The sequence below is a fragment of the Streptomyces genisteinicus genome (assembly GCF_014489615.1).
GTDB lineage: Bacteria > Actinomycetota > Actinomycetes > Streptomycetales > Streptomycetaceae > Streptomyces > Streptomyces genisteinicus.
In genome coordinates this window covers 165,481-176,306 of sequence record NZ_CP060826.1, presented here as the reverse complement: position 1 = coordinate 176,306, position 10,826 = coordinate 165,481, and the positions used below count along the sequence as shown (strand labels likewise).

At 76.5% G+C, this 10,826-nt stretch carries 1 protein-coding gene; it reads left to right on the top strand.

What is annotated here, in order from left to right; genetic code table 11:
• Nucleotides 1-11 precede the first annotated feature (11 nt).
• Entirely contained in the window at nt 12-10,805 is a 10,794-nt protein-coding gene (locus tag IAG43_RS33220; RefSeq protein ID WP_187744884.1) for a type I polyketide synthase, read from the top strand.
• Nucleotides 10,806-10,826 lie beyond the last annotated feature (21 nt).

Here is a 10,826-nt window from a genome sequence, read left to right as displayed (position 1 = left end):
AGGAGAACACGATGACCGACGAAGCCGCCACGAGCCCCACCGAGCGCAAGCTCCGCGACTACCTGGGCCGCGTGATCGCCGAACTGCACGACACCCGACGGCAGCTGCGCGAGTCCGGGACCCGCGAGGCGGAGCCCATGGCCGTCGTCGCCATGGCCTGCACCCTCCCCGGCGGGGTGCGGTCGCCCGAGGACCTGTGGCGGCTGCTCGCCGCCGGCGGCGACGGCGTCACCCCCTTCCCCGACGACCGGGGCTGGGACGACACCCCGCTCGCGGCGGCCGACGGCGTCGCCGCGGCCGAGGCGTCCCAGGGCGGCTTCCTGCACGAGGCGAGCATGTTCGACCCCGCGTTCTTCGGCATCAACCCGCGCGAGGCGCTGGCCATGGACCCGCAGCAGCGGCTGATCCTGGAAGCGGCCTGGGAGACCATGGAACGGGCCGGCATCCACCCCGGCACCCTGCGCGGCAGCCGCACCGGCGTCTTCGTCGGCACCAACGGGCAGGGCTACGGCAACGGGATGCAGGCCGGCCTCGCCGGCACCGAGGGCTACCAGCTCACCGGCGCCGCCACGTCCGTGCTCTCCGGCCGCATCGCCTACACCCTCGGCCTGGAGGGTCCCGCGGTCAGCGTGGACACCGCGTGCTCCTCCTCGCTGAGCGCCCTGCACCTGGCCGCCCAGGCGATCCGCAACGGCGACTGCTCCCTCGCCTTCGTCGGCGGCGTCACGGTCATGCCGCACCCGGTCGGCTTCCACGAGTTCAGCCGGCAGAGCGGCCTGGCCTCCGACGGCCGGTGCAAGGCGTTCTCCGCCGACGCCGACGGCATGGGCATGGCCGAGGGCGTGGCGATGATCCTCGTGGAGAAGCTCGCCGACGCCCGGGCCGCCGGCCACCCCGTGCTCGCGGTGGTCCGCGGCTCCGCCGTCAACCAGGACGGCGCCTCCAACGGGCTCACCGCCCCCAGCGGCCCCGCCCAGGAGCGCGTCATCCGCGCCGCCCTCGCCAACGCGCGCCTCACCCCCGACCAGATCGACGTGGTCGAGGCGCACGGCACCGGCACCGCGCTGGGCGACCCGATCGAGGCGCAGGCCCTGCTCGCCACCTACGGCCGCGACCGCGAACAGCCGCTCCGGCTCGGCTCGCTGAAGTCCAACATCGGGCACACCCAGTCCGCCGCCGGCGTCGCCAGCGTCATCAAGATGGTGCTGGCGCTGCGCCACCGCACCCTGCCCCGCACCCTGCACGCCGAGGTGCCGACCCCGCACGTCGACTGGTCCTCCGGCCGCATCGAACTGCTCACCGAACCCTGCCCCTGGGAGCCGGGCGAGCGCCCGCGCCGGGCGGCCGTCTCGTCCTTCGGCATCAGCGGCACCAACGCGCACGTCATCCTGGAGGAGGCGCCGGACACCCCGGCCGGCGGCGCGAGCGCCGCCGCACGCCGCACCGGCCCCGCCGTCGTACCGCTGCCGGTCTCCGGACGTTCCGCACCGGCCCTGTCCGCGCAGGCGGCGCGGCTGGGCGGCTTCCTGGACGCCCCGGCCGACGGCGACGCCGCCGCACTCGTCGACCTCGCCTGGTCCCTCGGCGCGACCCGGCAGTCCCACGAGCACCGCGCCGTGGTCCTCGCCTCGGCCCTGGAGGACGTCCCCGCCGCCCTGCGCTCCGTCGAGGAGGGCACGGCCGGCCCCGGTGTGCTCACCGGGACCGTACGGCCGGGCCGGACCGCGTTCCTGTTCTCGGGTCAGGGTGCGCAGCGGGTCGGGATGGGGCGGGAGCTGTACGAGGCGTTCCCGGTGTTCGCGGAGGCGTTCGACGCCGTGTGCGCGCGGGTGGATGTCGAACGGCCTTTGCGGGACGTGGTGTTCGGCGAGGACGCGGAGCTGCTGGCGCGGACCGCGTACACGCAGCCCGCGCTGTTCGCGGTCGAGGTCGCGCTCTACCGGCTCGTCGAGTCGTGGGGTGTGACCCCGGACGTCCTGGTCGGTCATTCGATCGGTGAGCTGGCCGCCGCGCATGTCGCGGGGGTGCTCTCCCTCGACGACGCCTGTGCGCTGGTGTCGGCGCGGGGCCGGCTGATGGAGGCGCTGCCGGAGGGCGGCGCGATGCTCGCGGTCGAGCTGGCCGAGGGCGATCTCGACCTGCCGGAGGGCGTGGACCTCGCGGCCGTCAACGGGCCCACCTCGCTCACCGTCTCCGGCGACGCGCAGGCGATCGACGGGCTCGAAGAGCAGCTGCGCGCGCGGAACGTCCGCGTGAAGCGGCTGACGGTCTCGCACGCGTTCCACTCGCACCTGATGGAGCCGATGCTCGCCGACTTCGCGTCGGTGGCCGAGTCGTTGACGTATCACGCTCCGTCGATCCCGCTGGTCGCCACCGCGCCCGGGGACATGGCCACACCCGATTACTGGGTGTCGCAGATCCGGCAGCCGGTGCGGTTCGCGGATGCGGTCGCGTCCCTGACCGATGTGCGGTTCTTCCTCGAACTCGGCCCGGACGGGACGCTGTCCGCGCTCGTGCCGCACCTGCACGACACCACGCCCGCCGTCTGCCTGCTGCGCCGCGACCGCGACGACACCGCATCGGTGCTCACCGCCCTCGCCCACGCCCACGTCACGGGCGTGAACCCCGACTGGTCCGCCGTCTGGGCACCGTGGGCACCCCTCCGCGTCGACCTGCCCACCTACGCCTTCCAGCGGCAGCGCTACTGGCCGGCCCTCGGCGGCGCGGCCGCGCTGGGAGCGGTGGGCCTGCGCGGCACCCTCCACCCGCTGCTCGGCGCCGTGGTCACCGTGGCCGGCGGCGACGGCCTGGTCTTCACCGGCCGCCTCTCCCGCGCCACCCACCCCTGGCTCGCCGACCACCGGGTGGCCGGCGCGGTCCTGGTCCCCGGCACCGCCTTCCTCGACCTGGCCCTCCACGCGGGCGAGCAGGTCGGCTGCCCCGCCGTCGACGAACTCACCCTCGGCACACCGCTGGTCCTGCCCGAGCGCGGCGGCATCCGCATCCAGGCCGAGGTGGGGGCGCCGCTCGCGGACGGCTCCCGGGAGATCGCCCTCTACTCCCGCCCCGACGACCTGACGGGAGCCGTGGAGCCCGGCGGCGAGTGGGTGCGCCATGCGAGCGGCATCCTCTCCGCCGCCCCCTCCGCCGCCGGCACCCCGCTCGCCGCCTGGCCGCCGCAGGACGCCGCACCGGTGGACCTGGACGGCTTCTACGCCGCCGTCGCGGACGCGGGCCTCCAGTACGGGCCGGTCTTCCAGGGCATGCGGGCCGCGTGGCTCGGCGCCGACGGCGCGGTGTACGCCGACGTCGCGCTGCCGTCACCCGCCGGCCCGGGCGCTGCCCCGGAGCCCGGTGGCTTCGGCCTGCACCCGGCACTCCTCGACGCCGCCCTGCACGCGGCGGCACTCGCCGGCCCGGGCCGCAGCCCCGAGGGCGCCCCCACGACGTCCGGGCAGGCCGTCCGGGTGCCGTTCAGCTGGTCCGGCGCGACCCTGCACGCGACCGGTGCGACCGCGCTGCGCGTGCGCCTCGCGCCCGCGGGAACGGACGCGGTCTCCCTCGACCTCGCCGACCCGGAGGGCCGGCCGGTCGCCTCCGTGGCGTCTCTCGTCCTGCGCCCCGCAGGGGCCGCGGCCGACGCCTCCCTCCCCTCCGACACGCTCTTCCGCGTCCGCTGGGCCGCGCTGCCCGCCACGGACGGCGCGGCGGGCGAGGGCCCCTGGACCGTCGTCGCCGGACCGGCCGAACTCGCCGCCCTGGCGGACCTGCCCGACGTCCCCGCCGTCGTGGCGGTGCACGCCGTCGCGCCGTCCGACGCCGCTGACGGTCCCGGAACCGGCGCGGCCGGCACCGGTCCCGGCGCCGACGAGCCCGCCCGCGTCCGTGCCGCCGCGCACCGCGCCCTGGAATGCGTGACGGCCTGGCTCGCCGACGGGCGCTTCACCGACTCCACCCTCGTCCTGCTCACCCGGGGCGCGACGCCCGCCGGCCCGGCCCCGGCCGACCCGGCCGGCGCCGCCGTCTGGGGCCTGGTCCGCAGCGCGCAGACCGAGCACCCCGGCCGGTTCGTCCTGGTGGACCTCGACCCCGGGGACGGGACCGTCCCCGCCGCGGGCCCGTCCGGCGCCGACGAGCCGCAGCTCGCACTGCGGGACGGCCGGTGGCACGTGCCGCGACTCGCCCGCTCCACCCCCTCCGCACCCGCGCCCGCCGCCGACGGCCCGACGTCCCACGGCACCGTGCTCGTCACCGGCGGCACCGGCGTCCTGGGCGCCCGGGTCGCCCGGCACCTCGCCGCCCGGCACGGCGTCCGCGAACTGCTGCTGGTGAGCAGGAGCGGACCCGCGGCCCCCGGAACCGGCGAACTCATCGACGAACTCGCCGGACTGGGCGCCCGCGCACGGGCCGTCGCCTGCGACGTGGCCGACCGCGACGCGCTGGCCGCGGTCCTCGCCACCGTGCCCGAGGACCGTCCGCTGACCGGAGTGGTGCACGCCGCCGGAATCGTGGACGACGGCGTCGTCACCGGCCTGACCCCGGAGCGGATCGACGCGGTACTGGACGCCAAGGCGGTGTCCGCGCTGCACCTGGACGCCCTGGTCGGGGACGTCCCGCTCTTCGTGCTCTTCTCCTCCGCCTCGGCGACCTTCGGCTCCGCCGGCCAGGCCGGGTACGCCGCCGCCAACGCGGTGCTCGACGCCCTCGCCCACCGCAGGCCGGGCGCCGTCTCCGTCGGCTGGGGACTCTGGGCGGAGACGTCCGGCATCTCAGGCGGTCTCGACGAGACGGGCCGGGCCCGCATCAACCGCGCGGGCGGACCCCTCACCACCGACGAGGCGCTGGCCGTCCTGGACGCCGCCCGCACCGGCGACACCCCGCACCTGGTCGCGATCCACCTCGACCTCCCCGGATTCCGCAAGGCCCTGGAGAGCGACCCGGCCGGCCAGGCGCCGCCGCTGCTGCGCACCCTGGTCACCCGCGCCGCACGGCCCGGGACGGCGGCGCGTGCCGTACCGGGCGCGGCCGCCACCCCGCTCGGCGAGCGGCTCGCCGCGCTGGGCGACGCCGAGCGCGTCCCGTTCCTCGCCGACCTCGTACGGTCCGAGGCCGCCGGCGTGCTGGGATTCGGTGCCACCGACCCGGTCGAGGACCACAGCACCTTCAAGGACCTGGGCTTCGACTCGCTGACCGCCGTCGAACTCCGCAACCGCCTCGGTGCCGTGACCGGTCTGCGGCTGCCCGCGACCCTCGTCTTCGACTACCCCTCCCCGCAGGCTCTGACGGCCCATCTGCTGACCCGCCTGACGGGCGAGGGCCGCGCGGCCTCCGCACCCGCAGGCCGCGCCCCGCGCCCGGCGGCCGGCAGCGACGAGCCCATCGCGATCGTCGCGATGAGCTGCCGCTACCCCGGCGGTGTGAACAGCCCGGAGGACCTGTGGCGGCTGGTCGCCGACGGCTCCGACGCCATCGGCCCGTTCCCCGACAACCGCGGCTGGGACATCGCCAACCTCTACGACCCCACCCCCGACGCCTCGGGCAGGTCGACCGTCCTCGAAGGCGGCTTCGTCCGCGACGCCGACCGCTTCGACCCCGTGCTCTTCAACATCTCGCCGCGCGAGGCGCTCGCCATGGACCCGCAGCAGCGCCTCCTGCTGGAGGCGTCCTGGGAGGTGTTCGAACGGGCCGGCATCGACCCGGCCTCGCAGCGCGGCAGCCGCACCGGCGTCTTCGCCGGACTCATGTACCACGACTACGGATCGACGATGACCGTGCTGCCCGAGGGAGTCGAGGGCTACCTCGGCACCGGTACCTCGGGCAGCGTCCTGGCGGGCCGCGTCTCCTACACCTTCGGGCTCGAGGGCCCGGCCATGACGGTCGACACGGCCTGCTCGTCCTCCCTCGTCACCCTGCACCTGGCCTGCCAGGCGCTGCGTGCGGGCGAATGCGACATGGCCCTCGCGGGCGGCGTCACCGTGCTCTCCACCCCCGCCGTCTTCATCGACTTCAGCACCCAGGGCGCGCTCTCGTCGAACGGCCGCTGCAAGACCTTCTCGGCGGACGCCGACGGCACGGGCTGGGGCGAGGGCGTGGGCATGCTCCTCGTGGAGCGGCTGTCCGACGCCCAGCGGCTCGGCCACCGGGTGCTCGCCGTGGTGCGCGGCAGCGCGGTCAACCAGGACGGCGCCTCCAACGGCCTCACCGCCCCCAACGGCCCCTCGCAGGAACGGGTGATCCGTGCCGCGCTGGACGCGGCCCGGCTCACCACCGCCGACGTGGACGCCGTCGAGGCGCACGGCACCGGCACGACGCTCGGCGACCCGATCGAGGCCCAGGCGCTCCTCGCGACCTACGGCCAGGACCGGTCCGACGAGGAGCCGCTGTACCTCGGGTCGCTGAAGTCGAACATCGGCCACACGCAGGCCGCCGCCGGTGTCGGCGGTGTCATCAAGATGGTGGAGGCGATGCGCCACGGCGTGCTGCCCGCCACGCTGCACGTGTCCGAGCCCACGCCCCACGTGGACTGGACGGAGGGCGCGGTCGAGCTGCTGACCGAGGCGCGCCGGTGGCCCGAGACGGGCCGCCCGCGCCGGGCCGGTGTCTCCTCGTTCGGCGTGAGCGGCACCAACGCGCACGTGATCCTGGAAGCGGGCCCCCGGCCCGCCGCCCCCGCCGCACCCGCACCCGAGCCGGACGGCTCCGGCCGGCCGCTGTCCGCCCCCGCGCCCTGGCTGCTCGCCGGCAGGAGCGCGGGCGCCCTCCAGGGGGCCGCCGCCCGGCTCGCCGCCCTGGCGGGCGAGGAGGCGGACCCGTCCGACGTCGCCTGGGCACTCCACACCGGACGGGCGGTGCTGGAGCACCGCGCGGTGGTGCTGGGCCAGGACCGTGCGGGCGCGCTGCGCGCGCTGGCCCGGGATGCGGCACACCCCGACGTGGTGCGGGGCGTGGCCCGTTCCGGCGGCGCTCCGGTGCTGGTGTTCCCGGGCCAGGGGTCGCAGTGGCTCGGCATGGGCCGGGAACTCGCCGCGTTCTCGCCGGTGTTCCGGGAGTCGCTTGCGGAGTGCGCGGCGGCGCTGGAGCCGTTCACGGACGGCTGGTCGCTGCCGGAGGTGCTGGAGAGCGACGACGAGACGCTGTGGGACCGGGTGGACGTCGTCCAGCCGGTGCTGTGGGCGCTGATGGTGTCGCTGGCCCGGCTGTGGCGGTCGGCCGGTGTCGTGCCGTCGGCCGTCGTCGGCCACTCGCAGGGCGAGATCGCGGCCGCGGTCGTCGCCGGCGGCCTGTCGCTGTCGGACGGCGCCCGCGTGGTGGCCCTGCGTGCGCGTGCGCTGCGCACGCTCTCCGGCCGGGGCGGCATGGTGTCGCTGGCCGCGGGTCCGGAGACGGCCCGCGAGCTGGCGGAGCCGTTCGGCGGCCGCCTGTCCGTCGCCGTGGTCAACGGCCCCCGCTCGACCGTCGTCTCGGGCGAACCGGAGGCCCTGGACGAGTTGACGGCCGTGTGCGAGGAGCGCGGAGTGCGGGCACGCCGCGTCCTGATCGACTTCGCCTCCCACTCGCCGCAGATCGAGGAGCTGCGCGAACGGCTGCTCTCCGACCTCGCTCCAGTGGCGCCCGAGTCGTCTGCTGTTCCGTTGTACTCGTCGGTGACGGGTGGGCGGATCGATACGGCGGTCATGGACGCTGACTACTGGTACGAGAACACGCGGTCGCTGGTGCGCTTCGACGAGGCGACCGGCGCGCTGCTGGCCGACGGCCGGTCGGTGTTCCTGGAGTGCAGCCCGCACCCCGTCCTCACCACCGGCATCGAGGAGACGCTGGAGGAGTCCGGACGCCCGGGTGTCACGCTGGCGACCCTGCGGCGGGACAAGGGCGATGCCACGCGCTGGCTGACCGCGCTGGCCGAGGCGCATGTCGCCGGCGTCCCCGTCGACTGGACCACCGTCCTGGAGGACCGCACGGGCCGCGACGTCGACCTGCCCACCTACGCCTTCCAGCGGGAACGCTTCTGGCCCGAGCGCCGGGCGCTGCCCGCCGACGTCTCGGCCGTGGGCCTCGGCCGCGCCGACCACCCCCTGCTCGGCGCGTCCGTGCCCGTGGCCGGCGGCGACGGCATCCTGTTCACCGGCCGGATCTCGGCCGCCACCCACCCCTGGGTCGCCGACCACGTCCTGCTCGGAACCGTCCTGCTGCCCGGCACCGCCCTCGTCGAACTCGCCCTGCGGGCAGGGGAGTCCGCGGGCCTCGCCCACCTGGACGAACTCACCCTGGAGGCACCGCTCACCCTGCCCGGCGACGGGGCGGTCGTCGTTCAGGTCGCCGTCGGCGACACCACCGCCGCGGACGGCGCCCGGTCCGTCACCGTCCACTCCCGTGCCGAGGGCGACGAGGGCGCCTGGACCCGGCACGCCGCCGGCACCCTGCGCGCCGCCCCGGCCGGTCCCGCCCCCGAGCCCGTCCCGTGGCCGCCCCGGGACGCCGAACCCGTCGACCCGGCGGGCTTCTACGCCGCCGTCGCCGAGGGCGGCTACGGGTACGGTCCGGCCTTCCAGGGGCTGCGCGCCGTCTGGCGGCGGACGGACGAGGTGTTCGCCGAGATCGCGCTGCCCGCCGGGGCCCGTGGAGACGGCGCGGGCTTCGGACTGCACCCCGCCCTGTTCGACGCGGCCCTGCACGCCATCGGGGCCGGCCGGCTCTTCGCCGACACCGGCGAGGTGCGGGTGCCGTTCGCCTGGCAGGGCGTCACCGTGCACACCGCGGGCGCCACCGAACTGCGGGTCAGGATCAGCCGGTCCGACGGCCGCGACGCGGTGCGCCTGGACGCCGTGGACACCTCGGGCGCGCCCGTCGTCCAGGTGGAGACGCTGGAGTTCCGTCCGGTCTCCGCCGCGCAGCTCGCCTCCGCCCAGGGACCGTCCGACGCGCTCTTCGCCGTCGAATGGACCCCGGCACCGGCGGGCCGCGCGCCCCTGTCGTGGGCCGTCGTCGGCGCCGACGGCCTCGGCGCCGCCGACGTGCTCGCGGAGGAGACGTACGCCGTCGAGTGGCACGCCGACACGGCCGCGCTCACCGAGTCCGTGGACGCCGGCATGACCGTGCCCGAGACCGTCCTGCTCTCCGGGCCCACGGGGGCCGTGGCGACGCCGGAGGACGTGCACCTGCGGGTCGCCGACGTCCTCGCCGCCGCCCAGACCCTCCTCGCCGACCCGCGGTTCGACGCCTCGCGCATCGTCCTGCTCACCTCGGGAGCGGTCGCCGTCCACGAGGGCGAGGACATCACCGACCTGCCCGGCGCGGCCGCCCGCGGCCTGCTGCGCACGGCGCACTCCGAGAACCCCGGCCGCTTCGCGACGATCGACGCCGACGCGGGCCTCGACGGCCTGACCGAGGCACTCCTGCCGGGCGAGCCGGAGACCGCCCTCCGCAAGGGCACCCCCCATGTGCCCCGCCTCGTACGGGCCGCGGCCGCGAACGCGGCACCGGACGGCGACGCGCCCGCACCGCCCCTCCTGCCGGCCGGGACCGTCCTGGTCACCGGCGGAACCGGCGGCCTCGGCGCCCTCGTCGCCCGGCACCTCGCCGCCGTGCACGGCGTCACGGACCTGCTGCTGCTCAGCCGCTCCGGGCCCGCGGCGCCCGGGGCCGCCGCCCTCGCCGACGACCTCGCCGCACTCGGCGCCCGCGCGGAGGTCGTGGCCTGCGACACCGGCGACCGGGACCGGCTCGCCCAGGTGCTCGCCGGCCGCCGCATCGGGACCGTCGTGCACGCGGCGGGCGTCCTCGACGACGGCGTCCTCACCTCGATGACACCCGAACGCCTCACGACGGTGCTGCGCCCCAAGGCGGACGCGGCACTCCACCTCACCGAACTCACCGACGCCGGGGCCTTCGTCTTCTTCTCCTCCGCCTCCGGCACCTTCGGCGCCGCCGGCCAGGCCAACTACGCCGCCGCCAACGCGATGCTGGACGCCCTCGCCGGCCGCCTCCGGGCCCAGGGCCGCACCGCGCTCTCCGTCGGCTGGGGCATGTGGGCCACGGCCACCGGCATGACCGGCCACCTCGCGGACGACGTCCGCGCAGGCGCGACCGGCGACGGCACGGCCCTGTCGGACGAGGACGGACTCGCCCTCCTCGACGCCGCCCTCGCGTCCGGCCGGCCCCATGTGGTCGCGGCCCGGCTCGACCTGGCCACGCTCCGGGCCCGTGCGGGCAGCATCGCGGTCCCGCCGCTGCTGCACACCCTCGTCCCGCAGCCCGCGCGGCGCGCGGCCGAAGCGGGCGAGGACGCCGCGTCGTTCACCGCCCGCCTGGCGGGCCTCGACCCGACCGAGCGGCGGCAGGCCGTGCTCGACCTCGTCCGCGGCCACGCCGCCACGGTGCTCGGACACACCTCCGCCGGGGCAGTCGACCCCGAACAGGGCTTCACCGACCTGGGGTTCAGCTCGCTCACCGCGGTCGAGATCCGCAACCGGCTGGGCACGGCCACCGGGCTGCGGCTGCCGACCACGCTGATCTTCGACCACCCGAACGCGGCACGCCTCACGGACCACCTGCTGGAGCACCTGGCCTTCGACGACACCGGCGCCGGCCACGCCACGCTGCTGGCCGACCTGGACCGGCTCGACACCGCCCTCGCCGGCACCGGCCCGGGCGACGAGACACGCACCCGCGTGGTCTCCCGGCTGCACGCGCTGCTCGCCCGGTACGACGCCGGGGACGACGCGGCGGCCGGGGACGCCACCGCGGACTTCGACGCGGCGGGGGACGAGGAACTCTTCGCCTTCATCGACAACGAAACGGGAGCCTGAGGCGGTGCAGGACAAGACGAC

Excerpts from the sequence above, each read along its gene's own strand:
- IAG43_RS33220 (WP_187744884.1), top strand. The coding sequence starts at position 12 with ATGACCGACGAAGCCGCCACGAGCCCCACCGAGCGCAAGCTCCGCGAC.